This window comes from Flavobacterium alkalisoli (assembly GCF_008000935.1).
Taxonomy (GTDB): domain Bacteria; phylum Bacteroidota; class Bacteroidia; order Flavobacteriales; family Flavobacteriaceae; genus Flavobacterium; species Flavobacterium alkalisoli.
Genome location: NZ_CP042831.1, coordinates 1,917,207 through 1,935,397, shown reverse-complemented (window position 1 = coordinate 1,935,397; position 18,191 = coordinate 1,917,207). Strand labels below are relative to the sequence as shown.

Below are 18,191 nucleotides of genomic sequence, written 5' to 3'. Positions count from 1 at the left end.
TTCTCTATTCTTCTATATACCGTATGATACCGCTTATGGCATCTTTAAGTATTTGTTTGTTTATATCTTCAGAAAGTCCGTTGCCAACAATATTTATGGAAATAAGACCATGTATTACAGAGAAAAAAGTAAAATATTTTTGCTTTATTACATGCGGATCAGGTTTACTCTCCTTCATCAGTTTACCTATAGAATCGCTGATAAGCTGATAAGGAGCATCAGATTCTGAAGTGCGTTGTGCACAACATGTCATTTCCACTCCATACATTAGCTGATACATCTCCTTGTTCTTAAGAGCAAAATTCCAATAAGCTAACCACATACCTTCAAGCTGCTCTGCCGGATTATCCGATTTTGTCTTGGCAGCTTCCAGATCTTTAGTCAATATTGTAAAACCTTTGCACGTAAGTTCCTGTAATATCGCTTCCTTATTCGCAAAATACTCATAAATGATAGGAGCAGTATACTCTATCTTATCAGCTATCTTACGCATACTTAAGCCCTGCCATCCTTCATCTTTAACTATCTCTCTGGCGGCCGTAAGTATATTAGCCCGGGTCTCTTCCTTCTGTCTCATTATGCGCTCTTTGCTACCCATTTTTAAAGCTTTTAAATTACTTAACAGTGTTAAGCAAAATTATTACGTTTCTACAACGTAACAAAGTATTAAGTAATTGTTTTTTATTATACCACATATAAAGAAAATCTATACTGCAATTAAATGAAGATTTTATGAAGGTCTTCCTTGCAGATAGGCTTCAAAAAATAATCTTTTACTACGCCTGAGAATTCCCTTGCCTTATTTATATCAACCTCATTATTGGATGAGCTTATCATATAGATATGCGGATCTTTACCAAAGTTAGTTTTAAGCTTAATGTACTCTTCAAGAAACTGCCAGCCATTCATAATAGGCATATTAACATCTAAAAGAATAAGATCGGGCAAGTCATCATTATTTTTCTCGTCCGATAAAAACTCTATAGCATCCTGTCCATTCTGAAAAAAGACAGACTTTACATCAATATTGTTTTGCTTAAGAAGATTCTTAAGTAAAAAGTGATAAATCTTATCATCATCTATTACACACAGGTTCCTAATCTTCATCTTTAAAATAAATTTTAAAAGTGGTCCCTTTATTCACTTCACTATAAACCTCTACACTGCCCCCCATTGCCTCTATCTGGTTCTTTGTTATAAACAAACCTATACCTCTTGAGTTTTGGTTTTTATGGAATGTTTTGTACATACCAAACAATGAGTTTTTGTGTTTCTTTAAATCAATACCTAAACCATTATCTGTAATGGAAAGGATTTTCTTTCCGTCTTTTATCTCAAAATCATATAAAATAATCGGGGATCTGTCAGGACTCGAGTATTTAATAGCATTAGTTGTAAAATTTAAAAGTATACTTTCCAAATAGGCCGGATTGTAATTAACCATTACATCTAACGGTATATTTACTTCAATATTTACGCCATGCTTCTTAATCTCGTTGTGCAAAATGTTGAGGATGTTTTTAAGATAGTGCCTAAGGTTTACCCTTTCTTTTACGTTTTTAACCTCAAACTGGATTTCTACAAGTTCCTTTAAATGCCCTATGGTAACATATAAACCATTTGAAATTGCTTCAAGATGCTCAAGCATTTCTTCACGTTCTTCCTGGTCTGCATTTTTAAAAACATCTATAAGCATCTTAAGGTTTCCTGCATGCGAACGCAGGTTATGAGAAACGATATGGGCAAAATTTACCAAACGGTTATTTTGTTCCCCAACAATATTAATGGTATCGCCTAACTCAATTTCTTTTTCCTTAAGCTGGGTAATATCTTTATGAGTACCTATAGACCGTATAGGAGTACCCGCGCTGTCAAACTGAACTACCCTTCCCCTACTTAGTACCCATTTGTATTTACCTTCATCGGTTTTAATACGATATATATTTTCAAACGAGGGTGTCTCCCCTGTTAAATGTCTTTCCTTTGCTAAGGCATGCTCTCTTATATCTTCCACATGCATTCTTTCCTGCCAATCCCTTAACGGTATAATGGCTTCTTTTTCCTCCTTACCTATAATCTTCATGGACTGAGCCGAAAAATAAACCATATTGGTTTGCATATCCCAGTCCCAAATCCCTTCAGATGCTGCCTTAAGGGCAAACTTATAACGCTCCTCTGAAACCTGGAGTTGATGTTCCTGTTCCTTTTGATCGGTTATATCACTTACTCTTCCGTAAAAATTAATACTGTTATCTTCCTGTTTTTCCGGTTTAGCATTAAGCCTCATCCAACGCAGCCCTTTTTTAGGCAACTGAACACGGAATTCCTGATTCCAGTTCACTAAGCTTTTTCGGCAATATTCCACCCTTTCAACAAAAGCATCCCTGTCCTGCTCCAATATCCTCTCTGTATAAAAAAGTCTTTTATTCACCATAAGCTCTTGAACGGAATATTCGAAGATTTCATTTACCGCTTCACTCAGAAACAGTATAGAATAACCGTTTACCTCATCCCATGAGATATAAAAAATCAAATCAGGTATCTGATTCAGGAGTTTTTTATAAAGACTGTCTGCCTTTTGTTTGTTTTGAGGGTCAGTCATATAGTTTAAGGTGGTTAGGAAATAACCATGCTAAAAGTAAGCACAATTATTACGATTGAAACTTACTAAAATTTTAAGAATTCTGCAATTTTTATTTCCTTGGATGGTATGTATTTAGAACTTTATTCAGGAATTTTCTATCCAGGTGCATGTAAACCTCTGTAGTAGTAATAGATTCATGCCCCATCATTAACTGAATTGACCTTAAATCTGCACCGTTTTCAAGCAGGTGTGTAGCAAAAGAATGCCTGAATGTATGCGGGCTTATTGTCTTATTAAGACCTGTTTTTTCTGCTAAATTTCTAATTATGGTAAAAATCATAGCCCGGGTTAACCCGCTTCCCCTTCTGTTTAGAAAAAGTGTATCTTCATGTCCTTTTTTAATTTCGAGCTTATTCCTTATAGTACTAACATAGAGGTTTATATACTTTTGAGTATAGTTGCCAATAGGCACAAAACGCTGTTTATTACCCTTACCTGTAATTTTTATAAAGCCTTCATCAAAAAACAGGTCAGACATTTTAAGGCTTATCAATTCTGAAACCCGTAAGCCGCAACTATACAATGTTTCGAGCATTGCTCTATTACGCTCCCCTTCATTAGTACTTAAATCTATAGCCTTAATAAGATTATCTATTTCTTCTACCGAAAGCGTATCAGGAAGTTTACGCCCTATTTTTGGCACCTCAATAAGCTCCATAGGGCTATCTTTTCTATAATCCTCAAAAACCAGGTAATTAAAAAAGCTTTTAAGTCCTGAGATTATTCTTGCCCTGGACCTGGCATTCAGTTCAGATGAAATACTGTATATAAACTCCTGAATGGTTTCCTCAGTTATTTTTAATGGCGATATATCCTGCCCGGAATCAGACAGGTAATTCACCAGCCTGTTTATATCAAAAGAATAATTTTCAACCGAATTTACAGACAACCCACGCTCTATTTTTAGGTACGATTTGTAATCGATTATAAATTTAATCCAATTTTTCATACAGGTTAAAGTTATGTGAATTAAGAATTCCTTGATAATTAACCCAAGATTAATAATATAATTTTGACATACAAAACAAAAAAACATGAAAAAGATGAAAAGACTAATTAAATTATTTTCGGTAGGATTTTTATTCCTAGGAGCAGTCACGACGGTAAATGCACAAACTAACGATTCATTTACTCCTAAATTTGGTATAAAAGGTGGTGTGAACTTTGCCACTGTTAGCGGCGATGATTTTGACAGCCCTGATTCAAGAACAAGCTTCCATGTAGGTGCACTGGTTGAGTTTCCATTAACAGAAATGTTTTCCCTTCAGGCAGAGGCATTATATTCAGGTCAGGGATTTGAAACTGATGTAGACGGCGGTATTTTTGGCGGAGATGGTAAAGTTGAATATCAGTTAGACTACATTAACGTACCGGTTTTAGCTAAGGTTTACATTTTAGACGGCTTAAGTATAGAAGCAGGACCTCAGTTTGGATTTAAAGTAAATGAAGAAATTGATGCTGAAGCTAATGCTGATGACGGAGATCTTAATGTTGATGAGGCAGAAGATTTTGATTTTGGTGTAGCTGCAGGTATTACATTTGAAACTCCTATGGGACTATTTGCTACCGGACGTTATACTCAGGGCTTTACTGATATTGTAAACGACAGAGACGTTAAAAATTCAGTATTCCAGATAGGTATAGGATATAAGTTCTAAAAACTTAATTCATATAAAAAACAAAACCTCCCTATTGGGAGGTTTTTGCTTTCTTATAAACTTAATTAGAATTTATAAACAATACCAAAATTGATATTGCTCATATCTACTCCAAAATCAAAAGTATCAGTTGATTCAGCACCATCAGCATCAGGCTTGTCAGTTGAATAACCAAGAATACCGAAAGTAGCTTCAAGAGCAAAATGATCTGAAACGAAGTAGTTGATACCAGGAGCTAATCCAATGTTAAAACCGTTTGATTTAGCTTCTAAAGCTCCTTCCTCATATTTGTTGGTTGCATAAGCTACACCTAACTGCCCAAACAAAGAGAACTTACTTGCGGGAGTAAAATAATATCTACCAAATGCACCTACCTCAAACATAGAGTTCTTTATATCTTCAGAACCCGGAGCTTTATCAGTAGTGCTGGTATACCCTAAAGCAACGCCTACAGCAATATTTTCACTCACAAAGTAACCTACTCTTGGCGATACTGTAAAACCATTAGTTTTTACATCACCTGTAGACTGATTTGAAAAACCTACTGCTCCTGAGATAAAAAGATCTCCGTTAGCAAATCCACCGTCAGTTTCCTGAGCACTTACTAAACCAAATGCAAATAAAGCAGTTAATGATAATAAAACTTTTTTCATCGTTTTTTGAATTTAATTGTTACGGTGCCAAATATATAATTTTTTTAACAGGAAAAACAACACGTATTAAAAAATATTTCAACATAAAGTAATATTATTTAAATAATAAATATTAATAATGTTAATTTTTTACTTAAATTTTAAATAATCACCATTCCTTATTTTAAGAAACATTTAACCTAAAACTCTCATAAATGTTGACTTTAGTACTATTTTTCTCAAAAGTTATTATATACTTTTGTTTAGAAACTTACAAGTACTATAACCAAACTTAAATGTAATGACTATGAAAAAAATCTTTTTTTTAATTGCGGCTTTTGCAGGCAGTTTTGCCATGAACGCTCAGGGAATTGATTTAGGTATTAAAGCCGGAGCTAACTTTTCAAACTTTCAGGGAGATATTGACAGCGACGGGATAACCAGCTTTCATGCCGGGGCAGCCCTTGAAATAAACCTGGTTCCTTCCTTCTCTGTTCAGGCAGAAGGTCTTTTCTCTTCACAGGGAGGAAAGGCAAAATATGATGCTGATGGTGCTGTAGGAGTAGCCGAAGACATTAATCTTGATTATATCTCGGTTCCTGTAATGGCTAAATTTTATATTATACCAAGCAAATTCAGCCTTATGGCAGGGCCACAATTCTCTTTTCTTGTTAATGATGCAGATGAGGCGTTTGAAACAAATAGTTTTGATTTAGCTGCTTCAGGCGGTGTTGAGCTTAAAATCATTATGGGACTTTTTGCACAGGCCCGTTACAACATTGGACTAACCGACACTTTTGATAATGTGGACTCAAAAACCGGTGTATTCCAGTTATCAGTAGGATATTATTTTTAAAAATCAGGTAATTATAAACACTAACCCGGTTAGGCTTGTCTTACCCGGGTTTTTTATTGCTTTTAAATGTTAAATTTTTTCTTACGCAGTATGCTTTCTTGGGTATGAATAGCTACTTTTACAAAAACAGGAATATGAAAATCATCATTATAAACGGACCTAATCTTAACCTGCTTGGAAAGCGCGAACCAGAGGTATACGGAACCAGAAGTTTTGAGGATTATTTCGAAACATTAAAGCATCGCTTCCCTTCTATGGAACTGTCCTACTATCAAAGTAATATAGAAGGCGAACTTATAACCAAGATACAGGAAACCGGCTTTACTTACGACGGTATCATACTTAATGCAGGCGCCTACACACATACCTCAATTGGTATTTCCGATGCTATTAAAGCTATTACTTCACCTGTAGTAGAAGTTCATATTTCCAATACGTTTTCAAGAGAAACATTCAGGCATCAGTCATTTATATCACCTATTGCTGCAGGAGTTATTATTGGCTTTGGTCTAAAAAGCTACGATCTGGCCTTACAATCATTATTAAAATAAATTATATGAAAAAGTGTCTGCTACTAATATTGCTTCTATACGGCTCATTTGTAGTAGCACAAATAAGAGGAACAGTATCATCTAAAGAAGGTGATCCGGTTCCCTTTGCCAGTATTGTTGTAAAAAACAGTTCCTACGGTACCTCTACAAATCAGGAGGGTGAGTTTTATATTCCGGTCACCAAAACCGGAGATTATACCTTCATATTTAAGTCACTGGGCTATAAAACAAAAGAGGTTGTACTTACTGTTGACAAACTTCCTTTTGAGCTTAATGTACAGCTGGATGCTGAAGAATACCTTCTAAACGAGGTTGTAATTGAAAGCAAAAAAGAACAGGCTGACCAGATTATCAGAAAAGCTATAGGGGAAAAAAGAAAGAACAGGGAAAAAACATCAGCTTATGAAGCCGACTTTTACTCTCGGGGTATATTGCGCATAAGCGATGTACCCGAAGAAATACTGGGTCAGGAAGTGGGTGACTTTAGCGGCACATTAGACTCTACAAGAAGCGGTGTTTTATACCTTTCTGAAACGGTCTCGAAAATAAAATTCAAACGGCCTTATAACATTAACGAAGTTATAATTGCATCAAAAGTAAGCGGAGAAGACAGTGGCTTCAGCTACAACAATGCTAATGCCGCTGAGTTCGACTTTTATGAAAATTACCTGCCTTTTGAAACCAGTGTAATATCCCCCATAGCCGATAATGCCTTTAGCTATTACAATTATGAATTAGAAAATTCTTTTAACGACAAAAGCGGTTATTTAATAAACAAGATAAAAGTTACCCCAAAACGTGACAGTGAACCTGCCATGTATGGTTATATCTATATAGTAAATGAAAGTGGGGAACTATATGCTCTAGATTTAAGCATTAAAGGTTTATTAATAGAACAGCCTTTGGTCGATATCCTTACCATAAAACAAAACTTTGGTTATAACTCACAGGAAAAAACCTGGACAAAAAATGTTCAGACTATCGACTTTAATACCCAAATACTTGATGTAGACTTATCGGGTAGATTTAGTGCGGTGTACAGTAATTTTAACCTCAACCCCGACTTTAAAGAGCATCAGTTAAGCAACCGTGTACTGGCTTTTGAAGAGGATGCCAATAAAAAACTGGAATCCTTTTGGAACAAGAACAGGCCTATACCTCTAACCTTAGAGGAAAAGGAAGATTACATAAAAAAGGAGAAACTTGAAGAACTGAAGCAAACCGAAAAGTATAAAGATTCTCTGGATAAAAAGAAGAACCGTTTTCTGGTCTTTTCATTACCTGTCGGGTATACCTACACGAATACTGATGAAAACTGGGAAATAAAATTTTCGGGGATAATAAGAAAGCTTGCTTTTAATACCGTTCAGGCCTACCATATAGACCCAACTTTCTATTTCACTAAAACAAATCCTGAAACAAAAGCCTATACTACGGTTGGTACCGAACTAAATTATGGCTTCGCCGAAAAACGCTTTAGAGCTACAGGAACTATCGCTCATAAATTTAATAACATAAGTAAACCAATACTTACTATTACAGGTGGTAGCAGTATAGAACAGTTTAATCCTGAAAAACCAATAAACAGAATCGTAAATAGTGTAAGTACATTATTTTTCAGGGATAATTACATGAAGCTATACGACAATAACTTCCTACGATTAAGCTATGAGGAAGAATTGATTAATGGTCTTGAGTTCTTCAGTTCTGTTGAATATACCAGAAAGAGGTCTCTGTTTAATAACACCAATTTTTCTACCATTAAAAATGCCCGTAAACCATATACCTCTAACAACCCTTTAGATCCCGAAGCTTTTGACACCCCTGCTTTTGAAAAGCACCATATGATTAAAACAACGGTTTCTGCAAGGTTTACATTTGCTCAAAAATACATGCTAAGGCCTAACGAAAAAATAAACCTTGGTACTAAGTACCCTAGGGTACTGGTGAGTTACGAAAAAGGATTAGCTTCAAATGTTGACGATTATAATTTTGACCATCTGTCTACCCGAATCACTTATGATGCCACGGTAGGTAATATGGGTGATTTAGGAATAAGCATAAGGGCAGGTAAGTTTTTCAATAGTGACAGCATCTCTTTTACCGATTACAGACATTTTAACGGCAATCAGACCCATGTAGGTAAATCAGAACGATATTTAAATGTTTTCAACTTCTTGCCTTACTATACACACAGCACTAACGACAAGTATATTGAAGCACATGCCGAATATAATTTCAAGGGGTATTTGGCTAACAAAGTACCTTTACTTAATAAACTGAATTATTATCTGGTTACAGGCTACCATGTATTGGGAGTTCCTGATCAAAAACCTTATATGGAATTTACCGTAGGGCTGGATAATTTGGGTTGGGGTCGATTCCGCTTCTTAAGAATAGACTACCTAAGATCGTATCAGGGAAGCAAGATGACCGACGGAGTAATATTCGGGCTTACCTTCCTGGATATCCTCGAGAACTAATTATTTTTTCCTGAAAACACTTCCCTTGAATTCTTCAAGAGGTTCTTTTTCCCTAAAACGTTCAATATCTTCCAGTGTAGCACACTTTATATTAAACTTTACCCCGTCAATAGGTATCGGTAGGGTTACATATTCTACTCCTGTAAGATCTTCTCCTAAATAATACTGCATATCCTTAACCGAATAAAACCACTCTTTGTCAAACTGTATTTTATTTACAGAACTATCTTTTCTCAGCTCGGCTTCTTTTATCTTTTTCATACATAAGGAATAATAGACCTCAAAGATAAAGAAAGAATAAAATAATGCAGCCATGCAACCTTTTATAAAATTTATACGTCTATCTTTAAAAAACCAATCTAAATAATCATTTTACCTTAACTACTAAAAAACATGTACAAACTAATTACCTGTTTATTATTACTGTTTACCACACTAAATACCTCTGCCCAAATTAAAGGAAAAATCACCACTACCAATGGTGAGCCTGTACCTTTTGTAAGTGTGAGCATAGAAAACACCTATACAGGAACAACTGCTAACGAAGAAGGCGTGTATGAACTGGGAATAAAAAAAACCGGCACTTATGTAATAGTATTCCAATCGATAGGTTTTAAAACCAAAAAAGAAACAATCAACATAACTTCTTTACCTCACACCCTTAATATTGTTTTGCAGGACGAAACCTATACCCTTAGTGAAGTAGTTATATCAAATACTGAAAACCCGGCTAACAGAATTATAAGGGAAGCCATTGCCCATAAAAAGGAAAATTCAGAAAAGACAGGCCGTTTTGAGGCCGATTTCTATTCAAAAGGCCTTTTCAGGGTAAAGAATGTACCTACAAAAATTATGGGAGTTAAGGTTGAAGATGAAGAAATGACTTCTGTTTTAGACTCGACAGGATCGGGAATTGTTTACCTCTCCGAAACGGTGTCAAAAATTACCTTTGAACAACCTAACAATCTAAAAGAACGCATAGTAGCATCAAAAATAAGCGGTAATGATAACGGATTTAGCTATAACACTGCTTTAGGGACTTATTACAATTTTTATGACAACTATATAGAGTTTAATATAAAAATGGTTTCGCCTTTAGCTAACAATGCCTTTAATTACTACAAATACAAATTTGAGGGAACTTTCTTTGACGATAATAACAACTCTATAAGTAAAATTAAGGTTATACCAAGACGCGATAAAGAGCCTGTTTTTGAAGGCTACATTTATATAGTAGACGACAGTTGGGCTATCTATGCGGTTGACTTTGACATTAAAGGATACAGGATGCAGCAACCGATACTGGAAAACCTTAACCTTAAACAAAACTTCAGTTACAATACCACAAATAGGATTTGGGCTAAAAACTCACAGACTTTTGATATAAAAGCAGGAATATTTGGCGTAGGCATTTCGGGAACATTTACGCATGTTTACAATAATTACGTATTCCGTGACCATTTTGAAAAAGGAACATTTGGTAAGGAAATAGTATATATAGAAGAAGATTCTAACAAAAAAGACTCAATATACTGGCAGGCAATGAGGCCAATACCTCTTACCGATGAAGAGGTAACCGACTACTTTAAAAAAGACAGTATACAAACCGTTCACAAATCTCCTGCTTATCTGGATTCAATTGACAAAAAGAGTAACAAGCTCCATTTAACAGATATCATTTCAGGATATACCTACAGGAACTCGGCTAAAAATACAAGATACACCTACGACGGCCTTTTACAAATCCCTATGTACAACACGGTACAGGGCTGGGTATTTAAAAGCGGACTTTCATTCCGTCATTATGATGAAGACACGAAAAAATATACTTCTGTAGGCGCTGACTTTAATTATGGTGTTGCAGAAGACAGGCTTAGGGTTACAGGATGGTTCTCACACCGTTTTGGCAAAGTGGGTATTTTCACTCTATCCGGAGGTAGCAAGACCGAACAGTTTAATGCATCTCAGCCTATAAGCCCGTTTGTAAACAGTGTAAGTACATTATTCTTTAAGGATAATTACATGAAACTGTACGATAAGACTTTCGCAAGGCTAAACTATAGCAAAGAGGTATTTACAGGTTTAAATATGGGCGGATCAATTCAGTATTTAAGACGTAAACAGCTGTTTAATAATACAGATTATGTACTGATTAAAAATGACCATGACTATACATCAAACAATCCGTTAGCACCAAACGATTATACTACTCCGGCTTTTGATACCCATCATTTAATGGAGGCTACTGTTAATGCTACTGTGCGTTTTGGTCAAAAATACATAACAAGGCCTGACGGCAAAATAAATGTAAGTACAGCCAACTACCCTACTATTGCAGTACAGTATACAAAAGCTTTTGCTGCTAGTGAAAGTCAGTATGAATATGATTTTATTGCTGCAAGAACCTTTTATAATGTTACTTTAGGTAACAAAGGTGATTTTGGCATCAACCTAAAAGCAGGTAAGTTCTTTAATGCAGATAATATTGCATTTATGGACTACAAGCACTTTAACGGCAACCAAACTCATGTTAACTCAGGCAACGGAAACCTTAATGCATTTAACCTGTTACCTTATTACTCTCACAGCACTAACGATTCTTATTTTGAGTCGCATGCAGAACACAACTTTAAAGGCTTTATAATGAACAAAGTTCCTTTACTTAATAAATTACAATGGAATCTTGTAGTAGGCTATCACGGCATCGCTACGCCGGATTACAAACCCTATCATGAATTTACCGCCGGATTTGACAATATTGGTTTTGGTAAATTCAGGGTATTCAGGGTAGATTACGTAAGGGCCTATCAGGGAGGCTTTGCAACTGACGGTATAATGTTCGGGCTTAAATTCTTAGATATAGTAGACAATCTTTAATACCCCACATATAAACTCATACTAAGGTTCAGTCATCAATCAAAAAACCCCATCTGTAAAGATGGGGTTTTTTGATTATTTCGCAGTATATTTCACAATATCTATACCTACACCATTGGGATCAATAATAGCAAAATGCCTGTCTCCCCAAGGCTCATCTCTCAATTCAATTTTAATTGGAATGCCTTTGTTTTTTATTTCTTCATAAACCTTATCAACATCCTCCACTTCTAGTGTAATATAAACACCTTCACCTTTAAAAGGTTGTTGAAATAAAGGTTGTTGAGAGGGATGCTCCGGAAGTAAAAAACTAATTTCTGACTCATGCCCCGGTGTATGCAGTAAAATAAAAAAATCATTTTCAAATGTTACCCCAAAATTTAAATTCTCAGTATAAAACTTTTTGGTTTCACTCAGTTTTTCTGTAATAATCCCTGCGTTTAACTTCATAATTTTCGTCTTTTTAGTTTGTGAATAGCTGCTGAATGATACGGCAACCACAAGAGTAATTAATAAATGTCTCATCTTTTGATTGTTTGATAAAGCAAAGTTTGCTTAAATCCAGCACTTATAATTGTAAAAAACGGACATTATTTTTGTAGTGATTTGCCAGGGGTAATTCCATAAAGATTTTTAAAATCTTTTATAAAATGTGCCTGATCGTAATATCCTGCATCATAAAAAAGTTTATTTATGTCGCTTCCTTCCTGTTGTGATAAGTTTAAAAGATTTTGGAATCGTACCACTTTACAAAACGTTTTTACGTTAGTCCCAATATAATGTTCAAACATTCTCCTCAACTGCCTTAAGCTAACACCTGTATCCAGGCCAGTCTCAACATTTAAATTCCCTTTATATTTTAATGTAATCAAGAGAGCATTAAAAAAACGTTTATCGGCATCAACGTCATGTATACTGAGATAATTACAGAAAAAATCATTTAATAAAGAGGTAATCTGTTCAAAAGTAGAATTATCTTTTATTTTAAAAGAAATAAACTTTGATAGGGCAGGTACAACATCATAAAGCGATTCAAAACGACTACTCAATTCAGTTGCTCTTACATTAAAAAGGCGGGTAAAAGCTGTAGGCAAAAAGCGTATGCCTATGTAATGAAATCTTTTATCTATGGAAAACTCTGTATTACTGTTACTAAACCCCATCACATAACTGTTTTGAGGGTTGTTAAGCTCAAAAAACACATCTATACAACCATCTGCCACTACATTATAAGTGTATGCTTCCGAAAGTTTTTGTGTAGTTTTCAGCTCCCAATAACAATATATAAGATCCTTCAATCTAAAATCAGGAAGAAGTTCTTTATACATTAAACCCTCTTCTCTAACAGCCGTTGGTTGAATAGGTTTATAAAATGATCTTATTGTGTTTTGAGTTTTCAAAAAATCTTACTTCAAAGAATCTAACCAAATTTAATAAAAAAAAGAGCTGAAAAATTTCAGCTCTTTTTTTTATTATCGTCGAGTAAGAGAATTAAGACTCTCTGGTAATTTTAGCACCAAGTGCTCTTAACCTCTCGTCTATTCTTTCATAACCTCTGTCTATCTGGTCTATGTTTTGAATTGTACTTACACCTTTAGCAGAAAGTGCTGCAATAACAAGAGATATACCCGCCCTGATATCTGGTGAAGACATCATAATACCTTTAAGCTGCGATTTGAAATCGTGACCGATAACCGTAGCCCTGTGCGGATCGCAAAGGATAATTTTTGCACCCATATCTATAAGCCTGTCTACAAAGAAAAGGCGGCTTTCAAACATCTTTTGATGGATAAGCACACTACCTCTTGCCTGTGTTGCCACAACGAGTACAATACTCAATAAATCGGGTGTAAAGCCCGGCCACGGAGCATCAGCAATGGTAAGTATAGAACCGTCAATGTAATTTTGAATTTCATAACCATCTGCATGAGCAGGAATATAAATATCATCTCCCCTACGCTCAAGTGTAATACCTAGTTTTCTAAAAGTACTTGGAATAATACCTAAATTATCCCAGCTAACATTTTTAATGGTAATTTCACTTCTGGTCATAGCAGCAAGACCAATCCAGCTTCCTATCTCGATCATATCCGGTAGGATTCTATGCTCACAACCTCCCAGTTTTTCCACACCTTCAATTTCCACAAGGTTAGATCCTACCCCTGTAATTTTAGCTCCCATACTGTTAAGCATTTTACAAAGCTGCTGCAGGTATGGCTCACAAGCTGCATTATATATAGTCGTTTTGCCTTCAGCAAGTACGGCAGCCATAATAATGTTTGCTGTACCGGTAACCGATGCTTCATCTAAAAGCATGTAAGTACCCTTAAGTCTGTCGGCTTCTACACCATAAAAATAGTCTTCTTTATTGTAACGGAATTTAGCTCCCAGGTTAATAAAGCCCTCAAAGTGGGTATCAAGTCTTCTTCTTCCTATTTTATCACCACCCGGTTTAGGGATATAACCTTTACCGAAGCGAGCCAATAGCGGACCTACAATCATTATAGACCCTCTAAGTGACTTGCCTTCTTCTTTAAAAGCTTCCGATTCAAGGTAAGCAAGATTTACCTCATCAGCCTGAAATGTATAAGCACCGTGTCCTAATTTCTCAATCTTTACGCCTAAATTCTTTAAAAGTGTAATAAGCTTATTTACGTCAATAATATCCGGAATATTGGTAATCGTAACTTTTTCGGGTGTAAGCAATACAGTACATAACACTTGTAAAGCTTCATTTTTTGCACCCTGAGGCGTTATTTCTCCTTTTAATTGTACTCCTCCTTCAATTTTAAATGTTCCCATGCGGCGTTAAAGAAATTTAGGATTTTCTGTTTTTATTGTTTTGGTTCTTAGTGTTGTTGTTTCTGTGACCTTTCTGTTTGCCATTATTGCTAAACTGGGTCTTATTACTGGTTTTCTTATTAACCCTCATTAAATCGGTAGAGGCAGAAAGCTCTTCATCCGTTTTAAGAAGGTTTATTTTTCCTCCCGAAAGCTCAAGTAGGTGTTCAAAAATAACCTCATCCTTTACGGTATCCTTATTCCAGCTCAGGTATGATTTTTTCATATGGTTAGCTATAACCATAATCAGCGCAGTTTTAAGGTCACCTTCTTCCCATTTATTGGCAACATCAATCATGTATTTAATGTTGTTACCATAAAAGCGGTATTTAGGGAAGTTTTGCGGATAACCAAGCGTATCCGGTTTTTGCTCCAGCATCTCTTTAGAAGGTATAGGATATGGAGAATCAACATCCAGCTTAAAATCAGACATTATAAAAATCTGATCCCATAGCTTATGCTGAAAATCGGGCACGTCACGCAGGTGCGGGTTAAGGCTTCCCATAACCGATATGATATATTTTGCAGCTTTGTTACGCTCTTCCCTGTCTTCCAGTTCTACAGCCTGTTCTATAAGTTTTTGCAGATGCCTGCCATATTCCGGAATAATAAGTTTAGGCCTTTCGGCATTATATTCCAGATATCCTATGGCATCGTCAGGATTGTATTTCATTTTTTTGTTTTTAAAGTGAAATGATACCTTCTATGGTAGACATTTCAATATATTTATCTACCACAGCCTGGGCACTTTTCATAGTTACATTTATTGAAACACTGGTATACTTTCCTGTTTTGGATTGTGTTGTTTCAATTACTGCCCCCATTTGGTCAAAGGCTTTTTCTATTTCTTTAATTTTTTCCGGTTCTGAAGGCACAATGAATTTAAATAAATATTCAGAGGGCCAAGTGGTTGATCCGGCTAATTCTTCATGAAGTCTCCTATAAAAATCTTCGCTTTTCTTATCCATTCTACATTAAAAATAAAACGCAAATATACATTATACCCCACTAAATCTATTATAAATAACAGTTGGGGTTACGATTTACAAAGTACACAAATATTTTCTTTAATCAAGCAACCTTTTTATATTATTTGCATCTATATAATACAAATCTTCATAAAAAGGTTAGGTTATTTTAGATTGTTTATTTGGTTAAAAACCGCTGCAACCCTTAGCAGCGGTTTTTTTATGCTTTTACCAAATACCAAACCCCCGCCGAAGCACCTACAACAAATACATAGCTGTAAAGCACTATGCGGTTTAGTATAGTTTTATTTCTAAACATTCTTATTACCGTAAAAATTGCCGTACCCATAAACAGGTTTAAAAGTATCCAGAACAGGAACACTTCATTAACCCCTGAATTTATATGGTTAATCTCATTAAAGGCTGTCATACCTATTAGCACAGTTATTACTGCAACCCATAAAAAATAAACTCCTATCAAAATATGGAATGCGGTATGTTTTACATCTAATTTCTTCATTAAAAACTTTCTTTAAACACCTTTAAGCTGCTAATATAACGCTTAACCTCTGGTTTTATTGAATAAAGCCTGAAGTTAACCTTATCTTAATCCATTCAAATCTACTTAATATATAGGCTTATTTAACTCAACATTTTGACAATCAAAGTCACTATCAAATACATTGTTTTCTTAGTTTATTAAAAATGGTTAAAAATGAGCAATAGCTGAACAAATCTAGCCTTAGGGATGATTATGATATAATAAATTATTTTTTTCTACAGCAAAAAAGTAAGATTATTAATAAAAGATTAACAAAATTTTAATATTTTTACGTCGTATTTTTATGTGTATTAACCGATTAGTCCCCCAAAGGCTAAGCATTAAAAATAATTATAGCCTATGAAGCTGAAAGACCTTAAAGCATGGATTAACCAGCTTTCAGACGAAGAGCTGGAAAAAGATTTACTGTATAATTCGATGGATTATGGCATCTCAGGTCACGTTAAAGAAATTAGCAAAAATGATGCAAATTTGTATTACGTGGGCGACGAGCCTGTACTACTTCACACTAAAGAGGAGCTTAAACAACGTGGTTTTACCGATAAACAAATCTCAAAATTTGATGTAGAAATCCCTAAAGACTGCTATTATATCGAGCTAAGCAACGAATATAGCATACTGGAGCGTTTTTTACAGCCTTAATCTTTCCTTCACACACACTCACCCCACACACCTTCCACTTGCTTTATTAATTTTTACTTTTTGCACACTTGCAAAACCTAATCATTTTGGTAAATTAGCTTTCATCTAAATAATAAGCCTAAACCTTAATGAAAGTACTTACTATTACACTAAATCCCACTGTAGACAAAAGCAGTGAAGTCGCCAATATTAAACCGGAAAAAAAGCTGCGCTGCACACCCCCTAAATATGAGCCTGGAGGTGGAGGCATTAATGTATCCCGCGGACTCGTGAGGCTTGGTATAAATTCCACAGCTTTATTCACATCGGGCGGGCGCACCGGTAAACTCCTTGAAGAATTACTATTAAAAGAAAAAGTAGACATACTACCTGTAAATACTCAGGGAGAAACCCGTGAAAACTTTACCGTTGTAGATACAGCAAGTAACGAGCAGTACCGTTTTGGTATGCCCGGCGAAGTTGTAAGCAATGAAGAGGTTAATCAAATAATAGAAACCATTAACAGCTTCTCTCCTTTTCCCGAAATAGTTGTTATAAGCGGAAGTCTTCCTCCGGAGATGGACGCTGCCGTGCTTAGACAAATAACAGCCATTGCTAAACAGAAAAATGCTAAAGTGGTAGCCGATACATCCGGCGATGCACTTACGGCAATACTGGAAGAAGGTGTTTACCTGCTAAAGCCAAACCTGGGCGAATTAAGCCGCCTAACAGGCATTGAAACCTTGGACAACGAAGTGGCTGACCAAGCAGCCAAAAAACTTATTGAAGAAGGAAAAGCCCAAATGATAGTAGTATCTATGGGACCGCAGGGAGCGTATCTTGTAACCGCCGATAACTGCCTGCACATACCTGCCCCTTCTGTAAAAAAATTAAGCACTGTAGGTGCCGGAGACAGTATGGTTGCCGGAATGGTATCTGTATTAGCAAAAAACGGATCTCCTGCTCAAATGGCCTGCATGGGTGTTGCCTGTGGCACGGCCGCAACCATGAATCCGGGTACAGGACTCTTTAATGTAAAAGATGCCGAACGCCTTTACAACTGGCTAATTGATAAAGCTGTAACAATAAAATAAAAAAAAGGCACTCAATGAGTGCCTTTTTTTTATTCCTTCTCTATATTGTAAATAAACTCCAGGGGATATCGGTTAAGATATTTCTCTAAAAGCCGCCCTTGCTTAAAACTGAGCTTCCAGCTCACATTATTGGTTAACAAATCGCACCATAGTTCAACAAAAAAATTGTCTATGGCATATAGCAGTTTTTTTACTTTACCTTCAATACAGGCGTCAACTAAAACACCTTTATCCCAAAGTATATCATACTGCCTTTCATCACTTAATTGTTTGTACTCATTCAGCTTCATATTCGTTCTAAAATTACAAAATTCTTTTACACAACTTTTCATTTCTCACATACTTTAATACAAACGTAATGCACATTTACATTATTACCCTTTAAAACGAGACATGTTTTTATC

Annotated in this window: 20 protein-coding genes; 7 read left to right on the top strand and 13 right to left on the bottom strand. The window is 35.5% G+C overall.

Features of this window, described 5'->3' with window-relative positions:
• Positions 1–4: 4 nt before the first annotated feature.
• The 4 genes from FUA48_RS08840 to xerD all read right to left on the bottom strand — a co-directional run bounded on the left by FUA48_RS08840 (position 5) and on the right by xerD (position 3,593).
• On the bottom strand, positions 5–598 hold the full coding sequence (locus tag FUA48_RS08840; RefSeq protein WP_147583192.1) for a TetR/AcrR family transcriptional regulator: 594 nt from the start codon (positions 596–598) through the stop codon (positions 5–7).
• A 119-nt stretch (positions 599–717) separates the two neighbouring features.
• Positions 718–1,107: a response regulator gene (locus FUA48_RS08835; RefSeq protein ID WP_147583191.1), complete on the bottom strand. Its 390-nt coding sequence runs from the start codon at positions 1,105–1,107 to the stop codon at positions 718–720.
• Entirely contained in the window at positions 1,097–2,602 is a 1,506-nt protein-coding gene (locus FUA48_RS08830; protein ID WP_147583190.1) for a sensor histidine kinase, read from the bottom strand. Before FUA48_RS08830 ends, FUA48_RS08835 begins: the two co-directional genes overlap by 11 nt.
• Positions 2,603–2,693: 91 nt before the next feature.
• Complete coding sequence (xerD, locus tag FUA48_RS08825) at positions 2,694–3,593, bottom strand: site-specific tyrosine recombinase XerD (protein ID WP_147583189.1); 900 nt, start codon at positions 3,591–3,593, stop codon at positions 2,694–2,696.
• 94 nt (positions 3,594–3,687) lie between these two features.
• Between xerD and FUA48_RS08820 the strand changes: the two genes are divergently transcribed.
• Complete coding sequence (locus FUA48_RS08820; RefSeq protein ID WP_147583188.1) at positions 3,688–4,302, top strand: porin family protein; 615 nt, start codon at positions 3,688–3,690, stop codon at positions 4,300–4,302.
• A 65-nt stretch (positions 4,303–4,367) separates the two neighbouring features.
• Here the strand turns inward: FUA48_RS08820 and FUA48_RS08815 are convergent, their stop codons facing one another.
• Positions 4,368–4,955, bottom strand: coding sequence for an outer membrane beta-barrel protein (locus FUA48_RS08815; RefSeq protein WP_147583187.1), 588 nt, complete (start codon positions 4,953–4,955; stop codon positions 4,368–4,370).
• Between the two features lie 286 nt (positions 4,956–5,241).
• Here FUA48_RS08815 and FUA48_RS08810 point away from each other — a divergent pair, with 286 nt between their 5' ends.
• The 3 genes from FUA48_RS08810 (at position 5,242) to FUA48_RS08800 (ending at position 8,824) form a co-directional block, all read left to right on the top strand.
• Complete coding sequence (locus FUA48_RS08810; RefSeq protein ID WP_168196957.1) at positions 5,242–5,790, top strand: porin family protein; 549 nt, start codon at positions 5,242–5,244, stop codon at positions 5,788–5,790.
• 134 nt (positions 5,791–5,924) lie between these two features.
• Complete coding sequence (aroQ, locus tag FUA48_RS08805) at positions 5,925–6,341, top strand: type II 3-dehydroquinate dehydratase (RefSeq protein ID WP_147583185.1); 417 nt, start codon at positions 5,925–5,927, stop codon at positions 6,339–6,341.
• A 5-nt stretch (positions 6,342–6,346) separates the two neighbouring features.
• Positions 6,347–8,824: a DUF5686 and carboxypeptidase regulatory-like domain-containing protein gene (locus tag FUA48_RS08800; protein WP_147583184.1), complete on the top strand. Its 2,478-nt coding sequence runs from the start codon at positions 6,347–6,349 to the stop codon at positions 8,822–8,824.
• On the opposite strand, the gene FUA48_RS08795 is transcribed toward FUA48_RS08800, so the two are convergent.
• Entirely contained in the window at positions 8,825–9,085 is a 261-nt protein-coding gene (locus FUA48_RS08795; RefSeq protein WP_147583183.1) for a hypothetical protein, read from the bottom strand. It lies immediately after the preceding gene.
• 132 nt (positions 9,086–9,217) lie between these two features.
• Between FUA48_RS08795 and FUA48_RS08790 the strand changes: the two genes are divergently transcribed.
• Entirely contained in the window at positions 9,218–11,701 is a 2,484-nt protein-coding gene (locus FUA48_RS08790) for a DUF5686 and carboxypeptidase regulatory-like domain-containing protein (RefSeq protein ID WP_147583182.1), read from the top strand.
• A 75-nt stretch (positions 11,702–11,776) separates the two neighbouring features.
• On the opposite strand, the gene FUA48_RS08785 is transcribed toward FUA48_RS08790, so the two are convergent.
• The 6 genes from FUA48_RS08785 to FUA48_RS08760 all read right to left on the bottom strand — a co-directional run bounded on the left by FUA48_RS08785 (position 11,777) and on the right by FUA48_RS08760 (position 16,030).
• Positions 11,777–12,151, bottom strand: a complete 375-nt coding sequence (locus FUA48_RS08785) for a VOC family protein (RefSeq protein ID WP_147584971.1) — start codon at positions 12,149–12,151, stop codon at positions 11,777–11,779.
• Between the two features lie 140 nt (positions 12,152–12,291).
• Positions 12,292–13,101, bottom strand: coding sequence for an AraC family transcriptional regulator (locus FUA48_RS08780; protein ID WP_240732572.1), 810 nt, complete (start codon positions 13,099–13,101; stop codon positions 12,292–12,294).
• A 91-nt stretch (positions 13,102–13,192) separates the two neighbouring features.
• Positions 13,193–14,503 (bottom strand): UDP-N-acetylglucosamine 1-carboxyvinyltransferase, encoded by a 1,311-nt coding sequence (gene murA / locus FUA48_RS08775; RefSeq protein ID WP_147583181.1) that lies wholly within the window; start codon positions 14,501–14,503, stop codon positions 13,193–13,195.
• Positions 14,504–14,519: 16 nt separating this feature from the next.
• Positions 14,520–15,215: a DUF4290 domain-containing protein gene (locus tag FUA48_RS08770; RefSeq protein WP_129749503.1), complete on the bottom strand. Its 696-nt coding sequence runs from the start codon at positions 15,213–15,215 to the stop codon at positions 14,520–14,522.
• 10 nt (positions 15,216–15,225) lie between these two features.
• Entirely contained in the window at positions 15,226–15,510 is a 285-nt protein-coding gene (locus FUA48_RS08765; protein ID WP_147583180.1) for a DUF493 family protein, read from the bottom strand.
• A 220-nt stretch (positions 15,511–15,730) separates the two neighbouring features.
• On the bottom strand, positions 15,731–16,030 hold the full coding sequence (locus tag FUA48_RS08760; protein WP_147583179.1) for a hypothetical protein: 300 nt from the start codon (positions 16,028–16,030) through the stop codon (positions 15,731–15,733).
• Positions 16,031–16,411: 381 nt separating this feature from the next.
• Here FUA48_RS08760 and FUA48_RS08755 point away from each other — a divergent pair, with 381 nt between their 5' ends.
• Together FUA48_RS08755 and FUA48_RS08750 are read left to right on the top strand one after the other, a co-directional pair.
• The gene (locus FUA48_RS08755; protein ID WP_129749500.1) at positions 16,412–16,714 is read left to right on the top strand and encodes a hypothetical protein; all 303 of its coding nucleotides are present in this window, start codon (positions 16,412–16,414) and stop codon (positions 16,712–16,714) included.
• 128 nt (positions 16,715–16,842) lie between these two features.
• Positions 16,843–17,787, top strand: a complete 945-nt coding sequence (locus tag FUA48_RS08750) for a 1-phosphofructokinase family hexose kinase (protein WP_147583178.1) — start codon at positions 16,843–16,845, stop codon at positions 17,785–17,787.
• 29 nt (positions 17,788–17,816) lie between these two features.
• Here FUA48_RS08750 and FUA48_RS08745 read toward each other — a convergent pair whose 3' ends face one another.
• Positions 17,817–18,077 carry a hypothetical protein gene (locus FUA48_RS08745; protein WP_147583177.1) on the bottom strand — a complete coding sequence of 87 codons (261 nt, stop codon included), beginning with the start codon at positions 18,075–18,077 and terminating at the stop codon, positions 17,817–17,819.
• Positions 18,078–18,191: the final 114 nt, after the last annotated feature.